Here is an 18,997-nt window from a genome sequence, read left to right on the forward strand (position 1 = left end):
TCGCGCCAACCGGAAAACCTGCGTTTATTCGGGCAGCTGATTGCCCGCGATGACCTTCTGATACCAATAGAAGCTGTCCTTGCGAATCCGGTCGCAAGTCCTGATGTCGTCATCGGTGCGATCCACGTATACAAGGCCATAGCGCTTGGCGAAGCCCTGATGACTGGAGACCACATCGACAAAGCTCCACGGACAATACCCAAAGATGGGATAACCCTGCTCGATAAGCTCGCCGACCTGGGCGATATGCGCGGAGAGATAGGCGATGCGCTGCTCGTCGTGAATCGCGCCGGACTCATCGGGCTCCTCGCTCAAAGCCATGCCGTTCTCGGTGATGATCATGGGCAGGCCGTAGCGGTCATGCACCTTGCGCATGCCGATCGACAGCCCGATGGGGTCGAGGCCGTTGGGCATCCACTCGGTCTTCTCGAGCCTTGGGTTGTCGCAGAGGACGAAGTCGCCCGCGCCCCAAGGCGGGAAGCCACCGAATACGATGGGCTCGGTGCGCTCCTTGACGCAGCTGCTGGAGTAATAGTTAATGCCGATGAAATCGGGCGTCGACCCGTGCAGGACCGCATCGTCCTCGGGCTCGACCGCGGGATAGAACCCCTCGCGCTTGAGATAGCTCGCCGCATACGGGGAATACGATCCACGCACGCTCATGTCGAGCATGTAGAACTGCTCCATCTCCTCGGCATTGAGCGCCGCCATCACATCTGCAGGCGAGCTGCTGAGCGGATAGGTCACCTGGATGGCACAGACCGGCCCGATCTTCGCCTCGGGATCGATTGAGTGCAAAAGCTCGAAAGCACGGTGCTCTGCGAGAGACATGTGGTAACTCATCTGATAGGTATTGCCCTGATGTCTCTTGGGGTCGGTCTCGGTATCCCCGGTGTTCACCGACGACGCCGTCGCGATAAGCTGCTCGTTGATAGTCGCCCACAGCTTTACACGGCCCTTAAAGTGCCTAAAGCAGACCTCTGCGTAGCGGGCGAAGGCATCGATCATCCTGCGATCTAACCATCCGCCGAACTCGTCGACGAGTGCTTGGGGGCACTCGAAGTGATACAGCGTCACAAAGGGCTCGATGCCCTTTTCCAGAAGGTAATCGATCAGACCGTCGTAGAACACCAGGGCTTCGGGATTCGGCTCGCAAGTCGCACCGGGCATAATGCGACACCACGAGAAGCTCATGCGGTACGTCTTGAGTCCGAGTTCGGCCATGAGGTCGACATCCTCTTTCCAGCGATGGTAGTGGTCGGACGCCACGCTGCCATCTGTGATTCCGGGGATGCCGAAGCCGCGATCGGTCGTCGACTTGCCTCGGCCGCCCTCCCCCCAGGCGCCCTCTACCTGAAATGCGCTCGTCGACGCACCCCATAGGAATCCATCGGGAAACCTGTTTGCCATACTTGCCACCTTTCTCCTTAGCTCAGATCGTCGTATGTCACCAACGCGATGTCCTGACTCACCAGCCATTCACGGGTTGCGGGATCGCAAAGCATCGACGCCTCACGCGCCCGCGCCGTCATCATGCTCGAGTGGTCCATGAGATAGGCATCGATATAACCCGGATGGAACACCATGAGGGTGCACGCGTCGTCGTTCGCATTCTCGACGGCGCCGCGCACCGCCGAGAACGGATCCATCTCATAGGCGCGAAAATCTGTGGGCATGTACGCAGCGACACGCGTGCTCTTGAACGTGACCGCCTCCCCCGGCGCGCCCATCGGGAACAGCGGCAGTCCGTGGCGCTCCGCCACGATCTCCAACCCCTTATAAAACGCCGGGCTCGCCACCGCATGACCCTCAAAGTAGGAGGGTTCTCTATCCACAAGCGATACGAACTTTCGATACTGAGCCTCGATCTCCAAGACGACCTCATCGAGCACCACGAAGTCGATTCCCCGCTTCATGGCGTCCCGATACGCCCCGCTCGGCTTGAACATGCCATCCGGTCCACAGAGACTCGGAATGAGCGCAGGGTCGGTAAGCGGCCTGCCGACGCAGATGTTCGTGTGCTGGCCAAGGCACACGTCGAGCCCGTCGAGCAATTCGAGGCCGTGGTCCACGGATTCCATGTTGGTCATGACCCCGACTGACCCGACGAGTCCGCCGCGGACCGAATCGACGATGCCGTAGTTGACGCCCCGAGAGTAGCCAAGGTCGTCGGCGCGTATCAGCAGGCGCTTCATCGGGCATCACCGATCTCGACGCAGGCACCGTTACAGCGCGCTATGCTTCCCAGGTGTGTAGCGCTTGGCTTTACGGTGCGGCGTTGTGTCTCGCGGTCGACGGAGATGATCCCGTACTTCGGGCCATACCCGAAAACCCACTCGAAATTGTCAAACGCGGACCAGCAGGTGTATCCCAAGACCGGGATACCGTCGCGGACGCAACGCCCCACACCGGCGACAGCTCGATCCAAAAAGCGCTCTCTCTGCTCGTCGTCCTCGGAAGCTATGCCGTTTTCGGTGACGAACAGAGGCGTGCCCGACTGGTCCCAAGCAGCTCGCAGGCTCTCCTCGATGGCCTCGGGATAAAACTCCTCATCGCGCTGGGTGAGCTCCACGCCGGCAGGCGGGTCAACCGGGCCATCCGCGCCGTACCACGAGCGCGAGTACGTCTGGATACCCACGAAATCATCGCCTGCGGAAGCACGGTAAAAGCGATCGCAAATCTCCTCGCGGGCAGCTGCGGCGCGCTCCTCGCCACCGGGAGCCGCCTTAAAGGGACTTCCCACGAGCGTCCAACCTGCCGGGAGATCGGGACGGATTGCATGCACGGCGTCAACGGCAGCCTTGTGAGCGGCGAGCTTCACATCGAACGCCCGCTCGGTGGCTGCGAACTGGAATTGGGCCAGGGATGCCGGCTCGACTCCCAACGCCTTGGCGACGCTGCGGAACATGGGGTCCTCAGCGCGATCGGAGGCGTTGCGCGACGTGGCCCCGACATCAGCCAAGAGCCATGCCAGGTTTGGCTCGTTCATAGTGCATGCGTAGTCCATCAAATCGCCCATCTCCTCGACCACACGCGCGCAGTACCGCGCGAAAAGGGAGGGAGTCTCGGGCGACTCCCAGCCGCCTTGGGCGAGCAGCCAGATCGGCGACGTGAAATGATGGAGTGTGACGATCGTCTTGAGACCGTTGTCACGGCAGCACTGGAGCACTTCGCGATAGTGCGCGAGCTCTGCTTTGGAGAACAAGCCGCGCGCCGGCTCGATGCGCGACCACTCGACACTCAGACGATAGGAGGTGAGGCCAAGAGATGCGATAAGGGCGATATCCTCGCGGAAACGATGGTAGTGGTCCATCGCGTCGCCAGAAGGCTCCATGAACGCCGTGTCCTCAACATTCTCGAACAGCCACGTGTCGCTGTTCACGTTGTTGCCTTCAACCTGGTGCGCAGCGGTCGCGACGCCCCAGAGAAACGTCTCGGGAAATACCGAAGTCGACTGATGTGACATGCAATCTCCCTTTCATGTATCCGCATCCGGGCTTAATCGCCCGGCTCCTGTTACCATTGAGTACAACACGAATGCACAGGGTTTTGCGTTCCATCCTGGACACCGATGTTACAGAATGGAGACATGAGTTTCACGATATGAAACCCGCTGGTATTTAATGGTTTTGAAACGTCTGATGGGAGTGGACTCTTGAATTGTGCCAACCCGATGGGCTCTGTTGGGGAAAAGCTCCTCAGCTATATAGACACCAGCATGCAGCGCGACAACAACTATCAGATAGCCGTCAAGATGTTGGAAAACTACGACGCGCTCAAGGACATGTCCATCGCGCAGATCGCCGATATGTGCTACGTCTCGAAGGCTTCCGTCTCGCGTTTTTGCCGATTCTTAGGCTACGAGAGCTTCAAAGAGATGCATGACGCGCTCGGGGTCGACTATCCCATCAGCTACGACTACTCCCAGCGCTTCTTTTGCAATCTCACCGCGAACCCGCACGCGACGTTTCTTGAATATGCGAGGGAAGCTCAGCAAAACATCGCCGCGACCATTTCCGAGAAAAACCTGGCCGAACTTCCAAAAATCGCCTATGCAATTCATAATTGCCGCCGAGTCGCGTTCTTTTCCCATCATTTTCTTTGGGATACTGGACGCTACCTTCAGAACAAGCTGTTTTCTATGGGAAAGGTCATGGACCTGTATCTGGATCAAGCCTCCCAGCTTGCATGTGCCCAATCCCTCCAGCCCGAGGACCTGGCGATCATCTGCAGCGTTGGGGGCAGCTATCCCATTCGATATGTCGATGTCTGCAACAGCATCAGGGATAGCAAGTGCTCCGTGCTGGCAATCACGCAAAACGCCTCGAACCCATATTGGAATCAGGCCGCCTTCATCATGCAGTGCGGCGAGTCGAATGCCAACGACACGGGCAAATACGGGGCGCTCGCGGCAATTGACCTCGTCGTTCAGCAGTATCTGCTCCAATATGGAAGCGATGCCTTCCCGAGCGCGCCCAATCGCCCGTACGACGACATGCCGGGGCGCTAGAGTCGCTCACAATTGAAGCAGCGTCCCTCCCGCGAGCCGCGAGCTTTTCGCCATGGAAAGGTATTGATCGAGGCGGTTGCCGCACTCCTACCGTGATTTTATAATCCCCGTCCCAGAAAGCCAGATGAGATTCAGGGAATAGCCGGCAGAAGGCGAGCGACGCCCAAGCGCCACAGGTTGCCGTGAAAGAGGAGCGCCGCGTACTTTGGTACGCAAGCGACGGCTTGAACGGCAAGATGCGGTGCTTGGGCGCCGCGCAGCCGTCTAGGCCGTGTACGCGATTGTAGCATCGACGGCGTGGCGCCAGCCGGCGATCTTTTTGGCGCGCTCGTCGACGGACATGGTGGGCTCCACGATGCCGCGGGCGCCATAGACGTCAACGACATCGCGCGCGTACATGCCCAGCGCAATGCCGCAGGCCCAAGCTGCGCCCAGACCGCTCATCTCGTCATTGCTCGCAATGCGGATGGGCGAGCCGACCAAGTCGCTCTCAAACTGCATCAGGTACGCGTCACGCGTGGGGCCGCCGTCAACACGAAGCTCGGCCAGTGCGGCGCCCGAATCCTCGACCATCGCATCAATGACGTCGAAGATCTGATAGGCGATCGACTCATCGGCAGCCTTTACGAACTCCGCGCGGCCCGTGGTGCGCGTCATGCCAAAGACGCAGCCCTCGGCATCACTTGCCCAGTGCGGCGCACCCAGGCCGGTAAACGCCGGCACAAAGTAGACGCGGCTCGCCGGATTGGCGGCGTAGCACAGGTCGGTGACCTCCTCGGGGTTGTTGATGAGCTCCAAATCGTCGCGCAGCCAGGTCTTGACGGCGCCGGCGTAGCTCACGTTGCCCTCGAGCACATACTCGGTCACGCCATCCATACGCCATGCAAGCGAGCTCGAAAGCCCGTGCGAGCTGGCGACAAACTCGTCGCCAACGTTCATCATGACCGAGCTGCCGGTGCCATAGGTCGCCTTGGCCATGCCGCGGCTGTGGCAGCCTTGCGCAAACAGGGCCGCATGGCTGTCGCCCAGCACGCCGTGCACCGGCACGGGGGCCGGCAAAAAGCCGCCCAGGTCCGTTGTGCCGAACAGGCCATCGGAATCGGTCACCTGCGGCAAGCAGGCCGGATCGATGCCAAAGGCCTCGCACACCGGCTCGCTCCAGCAGCCACGGCGCAGGTCGAAGAGCTGCGTGCGGCTGGCATTGGACCAGTCGCAGCGGAACTCCGCGCCGCCCGTGAGCGTCCAGACCACCCAAGCATCGATGGTGCCCAGACACAGCTCGCCCGCCGCCGCGGCCTCGGCAGCCGCCGGAACGTTCGCGAGGATCCAAGCCATCTTGCCCGCCGGATAGTAGGGCGAGAGCACCAGACCTGTCGTGTCGCACACCAGCTCGGCCACGCCTTCGCGCGCAGCAAACCCGTCGCACAGCTCACGGGCGCGGGCGCACTGCCACACCACGGCATCGCACAGCGGCTCGCCTGTCGTGCGACTCCAGGCAACGGTGGTCTCGCGCTGGTTGGAGATGCCAATGCCAGCGATATCGGCCGGATCGACCCCGGTCTCCTCCACCACGGCACGCGCCACGGCCAGCACGTTGGCGGCAATCTCGGTCGGATCATGGCTCACCCAGCCGGTATCGTTGACAATCTGGCGATGCGAGCGATCGGCACGATGAATCAGGTGGCCGCCCTCGTCCACCAGCAGCGCCTTCGTGCCCTGCGTGGACTGATCGATTCCGATGATGTATTTGCTCATGTACTCTCCCATTCCTTCCGTCAAATCGAATGTGACAAAGGGGCTGTCCCTTTGTCACATTCCAATTACTCTGCGGGCAGGAACTCGGCGACGGTCTGCGCGATTCCGGCACCCGTCAGGCCGTAGTGCGCAAAGACCTCGGGACTCGTGCCGGTGATGACCGGCGCGTCGGGCAGGCTCAGACACTTAACCGGACGCGGGCAATGCTCGCCCACGACCTGCGCGACCATGGAGCCCAAGCCGCCAAAGGGGCTGTGCTCCTCGACGGTCACGACGGCGCGCGTGGCACCGGCGGCCTCAATTACGGCATCGGCGTCGAGCGGCTTGACGCAGTACATGTCGAGCACGGTAGCGGAGATACCCTGCTCGGCCAGCAGGTCGGCGGCGTCCACGGCATGGCGGACCATCTCGCCGGTGGCGACAATCGTCACATCGGTGCCGCGACGTACCCAGATGGCACGGTCCATCTGGAACGGGCACTCGTCCTCGGTATACACGTCCTCGACCGGGTTGCGGCCCACGCGGATATAGGCCGGCTTGTTGTCGGCAACCAGGGCGCGCACGAGCTCGGCAGTCTGGAAACGATCGCTCGGCAGATATACGCGCATGTTGGGAATCGCGCTCATGGCAGCGATATCCTGCGCGGAGTGATGGCTCATGCCCAAGGCGCCGTAGGAGACGCCGCCCGAGATACCGATGAGCTTAACGTTGGTGTTGGAGTACGAGACATCGACCTTGCACTGCTCATACGAGCGCGTGGTCACAAAGGACGCCGGCGAGGCGGCCCAGGCCTTCTTGCCGCACGAAGCCATGCCGGCGGCGATGCTCACCAGGTCCTGCTCGGCGATGCCGACCTCGACGGACTGCTGGGGATACTGATCGAAGAACGGCGTGAGCGATGCGGAGCCGCGGGAGTCGGAGCACAGGACGACGATGTCCTTATCGGTCTCGGCGGCCTCGAGCAGCGTGTCGCAGATAACCTTGCGGTTGGCGATCTTGTTAGCCATTGATGGCCTCCTTATGAGCAGCGAAATCGGCGATGATCTGGGCATATTCCTCATCGTTGGGCAGGTGATGATGCCAGGCGGCCTTGTCCTCCATAACGGGCGAGCCATAGCCCTTCACCGTGTTGAGAATGATGACCGTGGGCTTTCCGCAGGTCTCGGTGGCCAACGTCAGCGCGGCATCGATGGCTTGGACGTCGTTGCCCGGAATGGAGAGCACGTTCCAGCCGAAGGCGGCCCAGCGCTCCTCCTGCGAATCCTGCTTCATGACGTCCTCGGTGCTGCCACTGATCTGCAGGCGGTTGCGGTCCACGAGCGCGCACAGGTTATCGAGCTGGTAGTTGCCGCCGCTCATGGCGCCTTCCCAGACCGAGCCCTCGGCAAGCTCGCCGTCGCCCATAATGGTGTAGACGCGGTAGTCGCGGCCGTCCATCTTGCCGGCAAGCGCCATGCCCACGGCCACGGGCAGGCCGTGACCCAACGAGCCGGAGTTCATCTCGATGCCCTTGAGCTTGTTGTTGGGGTGGCCGATATAGGGGCTGCCGAACTTGGAGAAGCGGGCCTTGACGTCATCGAGGTCCAGATAGCCCTCGTGGCACAGCACCGCGTAGTAGGCCTCCATGGCGTGGCCCTTAGAGAGCACAAAGCGGTCGCGGTTGGGGTCGTCGACAGTCTCGGGCGAAATGTTGAGGTGGTTGGCATAGAGGGTCATGAGGGCGTCGATCACCGACATGTCGCCGCCGATGTGGCCGCCGGCGCCAGCCATGATGATATCGACGCAATCGCGGCGAAGATCCCAACGCAGGGACTCAAGCTCTTCGATAGTTGCCATTTCTACTCTCCTCGCAGGTAGGCTTTGACGTCTTCTTCAATCGGGTCATATAGGTCGGGCTGGATGCCAATGTACTTGCATGCCTCGTAGAGCACCGGTACCACGTTGGCGTGAATGGCGACGCAGTGGTGAATGTAGGGGCCCTCAACGATCTTGGCCTCGAGGCGCTTGAGGTTGTCGACCTCGACCCACAGGTAGGTGCCCATGCCGGCCGGCCCGTCGATGCCGCGGGCGTTGCCGAGCAGCAGCGAATACTCGCCGTTGTCGCCATCAAAGCGGGCAAGGGTGAGGTCGCCGTGCTTGGCCTCGGCCGTCAGCGCACCAGGGTGATCGAAAGCCAGCGGGTAGGTGAGCTTGGGCTTGACGGCCGCGCAGCTGCAGGGCCAGGGGCCGCAGTGCTGCAGCAGCTCGCCGTTCTCGTTATCGGGATGGCGCACGGTCCAGTCGGCGAACATGCCGCGGTGACGGCCTAGGTCGGCGGCCTCGACCATCAGCGCGGTAATGGCGCCGTGGATATCGGTCTCGCACACGACGGGGATACCCATCTCATTGAGGATGGCGTTGGCGGCGCAGGGCATAATGCCCAGCTCGTCCTGCAGGGCGTTCCAGCACTGGATGGCGCCGGCGTTGCAGCCGTACTTATCGACCAGGCGCTTCATGGCGATAGCAAGCCCTGCGACCGCGGGGACCTTGTCCTCGGGGATGCAGATCTCAAAGCTGTCGCGAATGTGGGCAAGCATGGCGGCCATGGCCCGCTCGTCGGCCTGGGCGTCGCGCACGGCCTGAACAAGTTCGGTCATGGGGATGGGCGAAAGCTGAATATTGAACTTCTCGAGCAGCTCGCCCTCGTTGCACATGGTCGACCAGAAGTCGAACGGACGGGTCGCCATCTGCAGGATGCGGGTGTGCTTGAAGGTCTTGACCACGTTGCACACGGCCAAAAAGTCCCAGACGCCGCGCTCGAACTCGGGATCGGTCAGGCGGCAGTTGGTCATGTAGGTGAAGGGAACCTGGAAGCGGCGCAGGACCTTGCCGGTCGCGAACAGGCCACACTGGCTGTCGCGCAGGCGGGTGCCGTCGGGCTCGGGGCGCTCGTCGCGCGGGCCCCACAGCAGCACGGGCAGGCCGAGCTCACGGGCAAGGCGGGCGCAAACGTACTCGGTGCCAAAGTTGGCGTGGCACAGCATGATGCCGTCAACGCCCTCGGCGCGGAACTTCTTGACGATAGGCTCGATATGGCTGTCGTCAAACAGCAGGCCCTCGTCGTTGATGTCGTCGATGTCCACAATGTCGACGCCGATCTCGCGCAGGCGATCAGCCGTCAGGCCGCGATACTTGATCGCGTCCGGCGCGCTAAAAATGCTTCGGCGCGTGGGCACAAAGCCGAGTTTGATCTTATCCATGTACGTCCTCCCCTAGTCACATGTTCAGTAAACAGACGATTGTTTCGTTTTGTTCTGTTTACTAAATGTTTTACTATTCTGTTTAGAAGTTTAGCGCGAAATACCCGCAGGCGGTAGAGAAATCAGCCTAAACGGTATGTAAACAAACTGAACATACAAGGAGAACAAAAAGGGTCCCAAAGGACCCCATTTTGAACGGTGTTGCACTTACTGCCCTCGCGCGCTTTGACGCGCCGCGAGCGATGCTGCCTTCGCCTAGATTTCGCGCACGCTCTGGCGCTCGACAAAATACGTCGATACGGCCGTCTTGCAGGTATAGCTCTTGGGATTGCGGATGTTGCCCACCAGTCGGCGCACCGCGATCTCGCCCACCTCGTGCTTGGGAACGTGCACCGTGGTGAGCGGCGGGTTTGAGAAGGCGCCCAGAGACAGGTCGTCAAAGCCGATGATCGAGACGTCCTCGGGCACGCGTACGCCGTGTTCGCTCAGCGCGCGCATGGCGCCCACGGCAAGCACGTCGTTCTCGGCAAAGAAAGCCGTCGGCAGGTCGTCGCGCGAGATGCTGTCGAGCCACGCGCCCATGTCGCGATAAGCGCCCTCGAGCGTGGTTCCCAGCGTGACGCGCCATGTCGGATTGGCGTCAAGGCCCGCGTCCTCAAGCGCTTGGCGATAGCCGCGCTCGCGATCTTTAAAGTTGCGGATGCGAAGGTCGCCTGCTAGGTAGCCAATTTGCTTGTGACCCTTCTCGATAAGGTAATCCACGGCACGCAGCACCGAATCGGTGTTGGCAATGACTACGGCATCAAAGTACTGGCGGTCGCTCCAGCCGTCGAGCACGATCAGGTGGGCGGCGGCGTTGGCGAACAAGGCGTAATCTTCCTCACCCAGCTCGGTGCCCATCAGCACGATGGCGGCAGCCGGGTCGGCGATAAGGCCCTCGACCTGCGGGCGCACGGCGTTCAAGTCGCTAAAGTCGAGCGAGACAAAGCTCGTGCTCATGCCGTGGCGACGCGCCTGGCGCTCCACGCCCTCGATGACCGCGGGGTGAAAGGTGCTCTCGTCCAGGATGGCGCCCGTCTTGCGCGCGAGCACAAACTGAATGCTCTCGAGCTGCGTCGATTGCTGGTAGCCGAGCGATTGCGCGCACTCCAGGATGACCTTGGCGGTCTCCTCGCTCACGCTGCGCTTGCGGTTGAGCGCGTTGGACACAGTCGCAGGCGAAAAACCGGTGATGCGGCTGATCTCGCGAACACTTGCTTTAGCCATTGTTCCCCCTAGTAACGGTCGCGGTCGAGCATCGTGGCCTGACCGCCCCGTGACTCGACAACTAAACGACCGCAAATTCAATCTAAACAGAATAGTAAATGTTTATGAGCTAGTTTAGCCTGTTGTCAAGCAAAGTGGCACGACTATTCCCTCAACGGGCACATTTACTCGGTAGCCAATTTGGGGCGTGAAAAACATTTAACCTAGGACGCGGGCCATACGCGCCTTAAACTCCGCGAGGAAGCGCGGGGCGTCGACGGTCAGCGCCACAAGCGCGCTCTTGTCCGGATCGGACAGGCGGTGCTCGTCGCAGATGGTGCGGCCGCGGTACTCGCCCAGCAGGTCGACGCGCAGGTTACAGCCGAGCGCACCCACAAGCGTGGGGTCAATCGCCACGGCAACCGCCAGCGGATCGTGCAGTGCGCAGCCGCCCAGGTAGGGTGCGTTCATCTCGTACGAGCCAATATAGTGCTCGACCATGCTCGCAAATGCGCAGCCCGCCATGGTGCCCGAGCCCGTCCAGCCGGCAATATCGCGACGCGTGAGCACCACGCGATGCGTCACATCCAGACCCACCATAGTGAGCTTGCGGCCCGAGCGCAGCACGGCGTCGGCGGCCTCGGGGTCGCTTGCTATGTTGGCCTCGGCGCCCGCGCTCACGTTGCCGGGCACGGTGAGCGCACCGCCCATCACGACCACGCGACCGATAGACATCATCGCCGCTGCATCACGCTCCAGGGCAAGCGCCAGATTGGTGAGCGGGCCGGTCGCCACGTAGATCAGGTCGGGGCCATAGGTACGCGCGGCATCGATCAGATAATCGACCGCAGCGTTGCCATCGGCCGACGTCGCCCCCACCGGCTCGTACGGCGAGGCGGGCACGCTCGCGCCGCCGATGCCGTTCTTGCCGTGGATAAGCGTGGTGGACGCCGGCGGCGTATAGGGCTCGGTCGCCTGCAGAGGACGGTCGGCACCCAAGTACACCGGCACCTCGGGACGACCCAACAGGTCGAGCACCGCCAGGCAGTTGTGCGCCGACTGCTCGACGCGCACGTTGCCAAAGCATGTGGTGATGCCCACGAGCTCCACCTCGGGGCTCGCGATGGCATAGGCGAGCGCCATCGCATCGTCCACACCCATATCCAGATCAAGGATCAGCTTCTTAATCGCCATAGTTCTACTCCGCTTCTCCGTCTTGTACCAAATCGTCTAAACCAAACATGCGCTCAACTTCGGCACGCGTGGGAATCGACTGCTGCGCGCCCAAACGTGACACCGTCACCGCCGAGGCACGGGCGCCGGCGGCCATGCACTCAAAGAGCGGCAGGCCCTCCAGGCGAGCCGCTGCAAGCGCGCCGATAAACGTATCGCCCGCAGCCGTGGTGTCGACCACCTCGCTCGAAAGCGCCGGCATGCGCAGCAGCTCACCGTCATCGCCAAGCGCAACTGAGCCGGCGCCGCCTAGCGTGATGACCGCAGCCCCGGCGCCCTTGTCGACCAGCGCATTGAGCGCGGCGACGCAACTCGCATCATCCGTGGGCAGAATGCCCGTCAGCACCTGGCACTCGGTCTCGTTGGGGCAGGCCAGGTCGACCGCAGGCCACGCTCCTGCCGGCAGATCGCAGGCGGGTGCCGGGTTAAAGATCGTATAGAATCCCAGCTCGTGAGCGCAAGAGAGCGCCGCGGCGGTTGCCATCAGATCACATTCGCCCTGGGCGATAAAGACGCTTCTGGCAGCCGGGGCAATCTCGCTGGCGTCGCCGTCGAGCTCGTCGGCCACCAGGCGCCTCAGCGCGCGGGCAACGTCCTCGCCCGCAAGTGCATGGTTGGCGCCCGGCGACAGCACGATGCGGTTATCGCTCTCGCAGCGAATGATAGTCGCGGCACCGGTCTCCACGCCATCGAGACGTGTCGCAAACTCAACGCCCACGCCGGCATCCTGAAGCCCCGCCACGAGCACATCGCCAAAGGTATCGCGCCCAACAGCGCCAATCATGCACGTGTGCGCACCCATGCGCGCGGCGGCGACGGCCTGGTTGGCGCCCTTACCGCCGGCGTTGGTGATAAAACCGCTGCCACCGACTGTCTCGCCCGCGCGCGGCATGCGCTCGCACGCCACCGAAAGGTCCATGTTCATGCTGCCGAACACCGCAACGATGCTGTGATCCGCCATGGAAACCTCCTCGTCCGTGGGCTCTGCGCCCGCTGTCGGCCGTCAATTGTGTGCTCTCGCACCTCCATAACTTTAATTCACTTTGATGTGGACGCGCGCTTGAGCTTGCGCCAGCAGCAAGCATTCACAGGAGCAGGCAGTTACAATGAATACGTGCTGATTATTCTCGTCATTGGATGATGTTTTATGGAACAATTCTCGCAATCGGGCTCGCGCGGTCGACGCCGCACGGGCAACGAGCCGGCGCCGCACGAACGCGTGAAGGGCGAACGCCGTGCCAACGAGTCGCGACGCACTGCGAGCCCACATCGCGCTTCCGCCAACAACGAGGGCCGCGCCAACACTCCCGCCGCGGAGCAGACGCCTGCTCGCCTCAAGTCCCGCTACATCCCTGCCCTTGACGGCCTGCGCACGCTTGCCGTCGTCGCGGTGGTGCTCTATCACCTCAACCTCACGTGGGCGCAGGGCGGTCTGCTCGGCGTCACGATCTTCTTTGTGCTTTCGGGCTATCTGATCACACGCCTGCTACTCAACGAAGTCGCCAAGACCGGCCGCATCGACCTCAAGAGCTTCTGGATCCGCCGTATCCGTCGCCTGGTCCCCGCCGTGGTAACCGTCGTGGTGGTGACCTGCGCGCTGTGCACCGTCTTCAACCACGTGATGCTCACCAAGATGCGCCCCGACATTCTGCCGTCGCTGCTGTTCTTCAACAACTGGTGGCAGATTGCCCAAAACGTCTCGTACTTCAATGCTCTGGGCGACCCCTCGCCGCTCACGCACTTTTGGTCGCTTGCCATCGAGGAACAGTTCTACCTGATTTGGCCGCCACTGCTGTTTGCCATGGTATCCATGCATGTGAGCAAGCCCAACACGCGCCGCGTGGTTCTGGGCCTTGCCGCGGTATCTGCCCTCGCCATGATGGCGCTTTACAACCCTGCCGCCGACCCCAGCCGCGTATACTACGGCACCGACACCCGCGTGTTCTCGCTGCTGCTGGGTGCCTGGATGGCCTTTATCCCCGATCGCGACCTGGCGCCGGTGCGTCTCGCTCATCGTTTGGGGCTCAATCGCCTGGCTGGCGCCGCCAAGCACGGCAAGAACGCCGAGAGCAAGTCTGGCGAGAAGGCCGACGAAGCAGCCGAGACCGCCCCGGCACAGCCGAGCGCCCTCGTGCGCTTTTGGTCCTCGCCCGCATCCATCGATGTGTTGGGCGTCGTGGGTCTGGTTGGCCTTGCCGCCATGGTCGCGCTCACCAACGGCTACACCGCGTTCCAGTATCGCGGCGGCACGCTGTTATGTTCCATCCTCACGCTCATGGTCATCGCGGCCTGCGTGCAGCCCCAGGGAATGGTTGCCCGCGCGCTGTCCACCGAGCCGCTCGTGTGGGTTGGCAAGCGCTCGTACAGCATCTACCTGTGGCACTATCCGCTGCTGTTGCTCATGAACCCGGTCGCCAACATCAACGACACGCCCTGGTGGCAGTACATCTTGCAGGTGTTGTTGGTGATCGCCGTGGCCGAATGTTCGTATCGCTTTATCGAGACGCCGTTTAGGAAGGGCGCCTTCGGCCGTACCGTCGCCGAGTTCCGCGACGGCACCACCACACCCGCCAACTGGGTGCGCGCGCATATTCCTGTGTGCGCCACTTGCGGGATCGTGCTTGTTATCGCGCTGGGCGGCCTGATCTTTGTGCCGGAGACCTCCGCGCTGAGCGGTGAGGGCGCCGAAGTCCTCAACAAGGAAGCCAAAAACACCGCGCCCACCGACCAGCAGGCGGCCGACGACACCGACAAGGACAACGACGGCTTCCCCGATGGCTCCTACGACCTGTTGATGATCGGTGACTCCGTGTCGCTGCGCGCCGTTGATTCCTTTGACGGCGTGTTCCCGCACAGCCATATCGATGCCGAAAAGGGCCGCCAGTTTGATGCGGGCCGCGCGACATTTGAGGGCTATATCCAGCAGAACCTTGCCGGCAAGATCGTGGTCTTTGCCCTGGGCACTAACGGTTTGGTAACGGACGCCCAGGTCGATGCGATCATGGCCGACGCCGGCGAGCAGCGTATTGTCGTGTTTGTAAACACGCGTAGCCCGCAGCCGTGGGTCGGGTCCACGAACCAGGCCATCGCCAACGCCGCCACGCGCTACAAGAATGTACGCGTTATCGACTGGTACGGGCACAGTGCCAACCGCAACGACCTGTTCGATGGCGACGGCACGCACCTGTCGACTACCGGCGTGACCGAGTACCTCAACCTGATCCACGATGCGGTCAAGAAAGACCTGCCCGTGCACCCCGAGGACCACGTCAACGATCCGCAGCCGGCAGCCGTCAAGTCCGCCGCCGACGCGCTCGTCAATGCGCTCGCTCTCAAGCCGCACAAGCTGGGCACCGACAAGTAACCTGCAGCGCAAACTCCCCCCTCCGGCAGTTAGGGACGTTCCTTATGTCCGGCACCTAGGGACACTCCTGACACAGCCGAGGAACGCCCTCCTTGCGACCGAATTCTGGACGCCTCGCCACCCCGAGCGTTGTTTCCAAGCCCACACCCGCAGCAAACAACCCAAAATCACTCTTTTCGAGCCGGCTCCAAGAGGTCGTGGACAAAAAGAGGCAAATATGAGTACTGTTACAATTTTAGTAGCAGGCAAAACCACCCAAAATGGCGCCCATGCGGTAGCGCGCGACCCTTCCAGTTGACCCGAATGGCCGGCTTAGGACTTGGAGCTCCGCTTTTAATGAACAGATTTTTAGATATGTTTATTATTTCCCTAGTTGTAAATGCTATCGGCCAGGCAACAGTACTCATATTTGGCATTTTTTGTCCACACGAATATTACTAACCCCCTATAACAGGCAAAATACAGGCCGCAACCCATGGCGGCGGCCTGTTTGGAGTCCAAAAGAGGCGCTAAGCGCTGTAACCCATCGCCTGCAGGACAAACATGACAACCGTCAGCACCGTGATCACGCCGATAGTCGCCCACGTAAGCACATTCCACACGCGGCCGTTGCGGTTGGCGCCCATAATGTGACGATCGGCGGCAATAACCACCTGAAACACCAAAACCACGGGCAACAGCACGCCGTTGATGACCTGCGAGGTCATCATAATCTGGAACAGATCGACACCAGGCATAAGCACCAGTACGGCAGAGATACCGATGATGGCCGTAATGATGCCGCGATATACCGGGGCCTCGTCCCAGCTGCGATCGGCGCCGCGCTCCCAACCAAAAGCCTCGCAGATGGCACTCGACGTAACGCCCGGCAGCACGCAGGCAGCCAAAAAGCTCGCTGCGACCAGGCCCGAGGCAAACAGCACCGTGGACCACTGACCCGCGATGGGCTCCAGCGCGCGGGCGGCATCGGCGGCATCGCTAATCTGAATACCCGCCGGGAACAGCACCGTACCGGTCGTGATGATAATGAAGCCCGCAATGATATCAGCAGCGATCGAGCCGCTCACGGTATCAATACGCTGCAGCACGATATCGTCCTCGCCCGCATTCTTATCGACCACGTTATTCTGCGCCAAGAAAATCATCCACGGCGCGATGGTGGTACCGATCGTTGCGACCACGAGCGACACGTAGCTGGGATCGTTCTGAATATTGGGGACGACCAAGTCGACCGCGACCTCACCCCAGTTGGGACCGGCCATAAACGCGGCGACAATATAGGTCACGAAGACGCAGCTTACCAGCAGCAGAATCTTCTCGATGCGCTGGAAGCTACCCGACATGGTAAGCATCCACACCAGCAGCGCCACCAACGGCACCGAGATGCTCGCCGGCACGCCAAAGAGGGCAAGGCCGCTGGCGATACCCGCAAACTCCGAAATGGTCACAGCTGTGTTGGCGATCAACAGCGCCGCCATAGCAAGTACACTCTTGCGCACGCCAAAGCGCTCGCGAATGAGCGACGCCAGGCCCTTGCCCGTGACGCAGCCGCAGCGCGCCGCGGTCTCCTGCGTCACGATAAGCAGCACGGTCATGACGGGAAGCATCCAGAGCATCTTATAGCCATAGCTGGCGCCCGCACTGGAATACGTGGCGATACCGCCGGCGTCGTTACCCGAAAGCGCCGCCAGCAGACCGGGGCCCATAGCGCCAAAGATGGCGGCGATGGTCAGCTTTTGCTTGGCGCTCGCCTTTTGTTTCGTGTTTTCCACGAGACCACCTAACCCATGACTGACATGGTGAGCAGCACCGCGGCGATGCAGTACGCCACACACGAGATCATGACGGCGATGACGTTCATAGCGGTACCCGACGTGTTGAGGTCGTGCTCATCGCGCCAGAACAGCACCATCAGATAAATCACGGCGCTCATGTTGCCCACCAGGCAGATGATGGCAGCAATGTTAAAGCAGCCGGTAAAGAGCTGCTCCTCAAACATAGGGGCATCGGGGAACGCGGCGGTGCGCACCAGCTGCGCGCACAGGTAAGTAACAAGCGAAAGGATCAGGCCCATACCCGTGCTCTGGAAGAAGAACCCCAGATACGGCTTGGGCTCATCGTCATGGCCGTCGTACTCCAGGAAGTAGTTCTTGACGAACGACACCATGCGCGAGGCAGCCAGCAACACGAGCGGCATGGCGCACATGGGGAACACCACCAGATACGCGGAGCCCAGCGCCGTCCCCAGCACCGTCGCCATGATGCACGAGGCAATGCCCCACACGACGACCCAGTACTGGCGATGCACAAACCAGCTAAGCACGTTCGTCGAGTCGTCCGATGCGCTATCGCCCGAACCGACACCGGCGATCTGCAGGTCCTCCTGATGCTCCTCGGCGATAACGTCCATAGCGTCGTCGAAGGTCACGATACCCAGGATATGACGGTTCTCGTCGCAGACAGGGATGGCAACCAGGTCGTACTTGGTCATCTCGTCCGTCACGTCTTCCTGGTCCTCGTCGGGCGACACATAGACCAGGTCGCGATAGGCCAGCTGGCCCAGCGTGGCGTCGCGGTCGGCCACGATCAGCGTGCGCAGCGAAAGCACGCCCGTCAGCATGCCGCTCGGATCCTCGGTATAGACGTAATAGACACTCTCAAAATCCTCGTCGAGTTTGCGAATTGCCTCGATGGCATCGCCGACCGTCGCCGTGGCGGGCAGCGAGACAAACTCCGAGGTCATGATGCGGCCGGCGGTGTTGTCCTCGTAGCCCAACAGATTACGAATCGCCTTCTCCTCCTTGACGCCCATCAGGCGCAGGAGCTTCTCGGCCTTCTCATAATCGAGCTCGTCGATCAGGTCGGCAGCGTCGTCCGGGTCCATCATGGCCAGCATCGACGATGCGTCGGTATCGGACAGGCCCTCGAGCATCTCGGTCATGAGCTCGTCATCATCGAACTCCGAGATGGCCTCGGCGGCCTGCGCCGTATCGAGCTGCGCGAACACCTGCGCGCGCAGGCGCGGGTCGAGCTGCTCGATGATGTCAGCGATGTCGGCAGGATGCAGCTCGCCAAGCGTCTTGTGCGACACCGAGAGCTGGATGTTCTTAGTCGAGCGGTCGAGCAGGTCCATGTAAGACCAGGCGATAATGTCCTCGCTGAGCGGCTTGCCCAAGTGCTTCATAAAGCCCTCGACGATATGCTCGAGCGCGGGACCGATTGCACGCAGCAGACCGCGGGCGCCGACCTCGGCACCCAGCAGACGCAGCTGATTTTCGCCCGACATGGAGAACTTGATGTCGTTGACACGCACGACCTTCATGCCTTGCGTATCGACGATCTGCTTATTGAGAACATCGCGCGCCAGCAGGAGCTCGGTCGGCTGCAGGTACGAAAAGCGAATGTTGGTGGCAGACGTATTGAGATACACGCCCGTCTCGTCGATACGGTCGACCCATTTGCGCCAGCTGATCATAAACGGCGTCTTGCCGGGACCACGGAACGCAAGCGACGTCACGTGCGGAAAAACTTCGCCGGTTGCAATGCCAAAATCGTTCACAACGCCGAGCTTTTCGCCGTCGACGTCCAAGACCGGCAATTTGAGCATCTCACTCAGATAATTCAATGGTGCTCCCCATCATTATTCCTGCG

14 protein-coding genes are annotated in these 18,997 nt (G+C 61.5%); 2 read left to right on the plus strand and 12 right to left on the minus strand.

What is annotated here, in order from left to right; genetic code table 11:
• Positions 1-24 precede the first annotated feature (24 nt).
• The 3 genes from DWZ22_RS01295 to DWZ22_RS01305 are packed head-to-tail and all read right to left on the minus strand — an operon-like array spanning position 25 to position 3,466.
• Positions 25-1,410: a glycoside hydrolase family 1 protein gene (locus tag DWZ22_RS01295; RefSeq protein WP_118405247.1), complete on the minus strand. Its 1,386-nt coding sequence runs from the start codon at positions 1,408-1,410 to the stop codon at positions 25-27.
• A gap of 17 nt (positions 1,411-1,427) precedes the next feature.
• Positions 1,428-2,195, minus strand: a complete 768-nt coding sequence (locus DWZ22_RS01300; RefSeq protein WP_117798869.1) for a ChbG/HpnK family deacetylase — start codon at positions 2,193-2,195, stop codon at positions 1,428-1,430.
• Entirely contained in the window at positions 2,192-3,466 is a 1,275-nt protein-coding gene (locus DWZ22_RS01305) for a glycoside hydrolase family 1 protein (protein ID WP_118405248.1), read from the minus strand. Before DWZ22_RS01305 ends, DWZ22_RS01300 begins: the two co-directional genes overlap by 4 nt.
• 252 nt (positions 3,467-3,718) lie before the next feature.
• Between DWZ22_RS01305 and DWZ22_RS01310 the strand changes: the two genes are divergently transcribed.
• Positions 3,719-4,510, plus strand: a complete 792-nt coding sequence (locus DWZ22_RS01310; RefSeq protein ID WP_158570721.1) for a MurR/RpiR family transcriptional regulator — start codon at positions 3,719-3,721, stop codon at positions 4,508-4,510.
• 264 nt (positions 4,511-4,774) lie between these two features.
• On the opposite strand, the gene DWZ22_RS01315 is transcribed toward DWZ22_RS01310, so the two are convergent.
• The 7 genes from DWZ22_RS01315 to DWZ22_RS01345 form a co-directional block, all read right to left on the minus strand.
• Entirely contained in the window at positions 4,775-6,265 is a 1,491-nt protein-coding gene (locus DWZ22_RS01315; protein ID WP_118405249.1) for a glycerol kinase GlpK, read from the minus strand.
• Between the two features lie 65 nt (positions 6,266-6,330).
• A complete protein-coding gene (locus tag DWZ22_RS01320) occupies positions 6,331-7,272 on the minus strand; it encodes a transketolase family protein (protein WP_118405250.1) in 942 nt (313 codons plus the stop codon).
• Complete coding sequence (locus tag DWZ22_RS01325; RefSeq protein ID WP_192934422.1) at positions 7,265-8,101, minus strand: transketolase; 837 nt, start codon at positions 8,099-8,101, stop codon at positions 7,265-7,267. The genes DWZ22_RS01320 and DWZ22_RS01325 overlap by 8 nt, the downstream gene beginning before the upstream one ends.
• Positions 8,102-8,103: 2 nt before the next feature.
• Positions 8,104-9,504, minus strand: a complete 1,401-nt coding sequence (locus DWZ22_RS01330) for an L-fucose/L-arabinose isomerase family protein (RefSeq protein WP_118405251.1) — start codon at positions 9,502-9,504, stop codon at positions 8,104-8,106.
• A 255-nt stretch (positions 9,505-9,759) separates the two neighbouring features.
• A complete protein-coding gene (locus DWZ22_RS01335; RefSeq protein WP_118405252.1) occupies positions 9,760-10,770 on the minus strand; it encodes a LacI family DNA-binding transcriptional regulator in 1,011 nt (336 codons plus the stop codon).
• 198 nt (positions 10,771-10,968) lie between these two features.
• Complete coding sequence (locus DWZ22_RS01340) at positions 10,969-11,943, minus strand: nucleoside hydrolase (RefSeq protein ID WP_118405253.1); 975 nt, start codon at positions 11,941-11,943, stop codon at positions 10,969-10,971.
• Positions 11,944-11,947: 4 nt separating this feature from the next.
• Positions 11,948-12,943, minus strand: coding sequence for a ribokinase (locus DWZ22_RS01345; RefSeq protein WP_118405254.1), 996 nt, complete (start codon positions 12,941-12,943; stop codon positions 11,948-11,950).
• 186 nt (positions 12,944-13,129) lie between these two features.
• Between DWZ22_RS01345 and DWZ22_RS01350 the strand changes: the two genes are divergently transcribed.
• A complete protein-coding gene (locus DWZ22_RS01350) occupies positions 13,130-15,346 on the plus strand; it encodes an acyltransferase family protein (protein ID WP_118405255.1) in 2,217 nt (738 codons plus the stop codon).
• Between the two features lie 509 nt (positions 15,347-15,855).
• On the opposite strand, the gene DWZ22_RS01355 is transcribed toward DWZ22_RS01350, so the two are convergent.
• Together DWZ22_RS01355 and DWZ22_RS01360 are read right to left on the minus strand one after the other, a co-directional pair.
• Positions 15,856-17,052, minus strand: a complete 1,197-nt coding sequence (locus DWZ22_RS01355; protein ID WP_055252163.1) for an Nramp family divalent metal transporter — start codon at positions 17,050-17,052, stop codon at positions 15,856-15,858.
• A 74-nt stretch (positions 17,053-17,126) separates the two neighbouring features.
• Positions 17,127-18,971 (minus strand): magnesium transporter, encoded by a 1,845-nt coding sequence (locus tag DWZ22_RS01360; RefSeq protein WP_117742950.1) that lies wholly within the window; start codon positions 18,969-18,971, stop codon positions 17,127-17,129.
• Positions 18,972-18,997: the final 26 nt, after the last annotated feature.

Source organism: Collinsella sp. AF31-11 (assembly GCF_003475605.1).
In the GTDB taxonomy this organism is placed as follows: Bacteria; Actinomycetota; Coriobacteriia; order Coriobacteriales; family Coriobacteriaceae; genus Collinsella.

Bases quoted from the DNA above. Each gene is read 5' to 3' on its own strand.
- DWZ22_RS01295 (WP_118405247.1), bottom strand. From the start codon at position 1,410: ATGGCAAACAGGTTTCCCGATGGATTCCTATGGGGTGCGTCGACGAGC.
- DWZ22_RS01300 (WP_117798869.1), bottom strand. From the start codon at position 2,195: ATGAAGCGCCTGCTGATACGCGCCGACGACCTTGGCTACTCTCGGGGC.
- DWZ22_RS01305 (WP_118405248.1), bottom strand. From the start codon at position 3,466: ATGTCACATCAGTCGACTTCGGTATTTCCCGAGACGTTTCTCTGGGGC.
- DWZ22_RS01310 (WP_158570721.1), top strand. From the start codon at position 3,719: ATGCAGCGCGACAACAACTATCAGATAGCCGTCAAGATGTTGGAAAAC.
- DWZ22_RS01315 (WP_118405249.1), bottom strand. From the start codon at position 6,265: ATGAGCAAATACATCATCGGAATCGATCAGTCCACGCAGGGCACGAAG.
- DWZ22_RS01320 (WP_118405250.1), bottom strand. From the start codon at position 7,272: ATGGCTAACAAGATCGCCAACCGCAAGGTTATCTGCGACACGCTGCTC.
- DWZ22_RS01325 (WP_192934422.1), bottom strand. From the start codon at position 8,101: ATGGCAACTATCGAAGAGCTTGAGTCCCTGCGTTGGGATCTTCGCCGC.
- DWZ22_RS01330 (WP_118405251.1), bottom strand. From the start codon at position 9,504: ATGGATAAGATCAAACTCGGCTTTGTGCCCACGCGCCGAAGCATTTTT.
- DWZ22_RS01335 (WP_118405252.1), bottom strand. From the start codon at position 10,770: ATGGCTAAAGCAAGTGTTCGCGAGATCAGCCGCATCACCGGTTTTTCG.
- DWZ22_RS01340 (WP_118405253.1), bottom strand. From the start codon at position 11,943: ATGGCGATTAAGAAGCTGATCCTTGATCTGGATATGGGTGTGGACGAT.
- DWZ22_RS01345 (WP_118405254.1), bottom strand. From the start codon at position 12,943: ATGGCGGATCACAGCATCGTTGCGGTGTTCGGCAGCATGAACATGGAC.
- DWZ22_RS01350 (WP_118405255.1), top strand. From the start codon at position 13,130: ATGGAACAATTCTCGCAATCGGGCTCGCGCGGTCGACGCCGCACGGGC.
- DWZ22_RS01355 (WP_055252163.1), bottom strand. From the start codon at position 17,052: ATGGGCCCCGGTCTGCTGGCGGCGCTTTCGGGTAACGACGCCGGCGGT.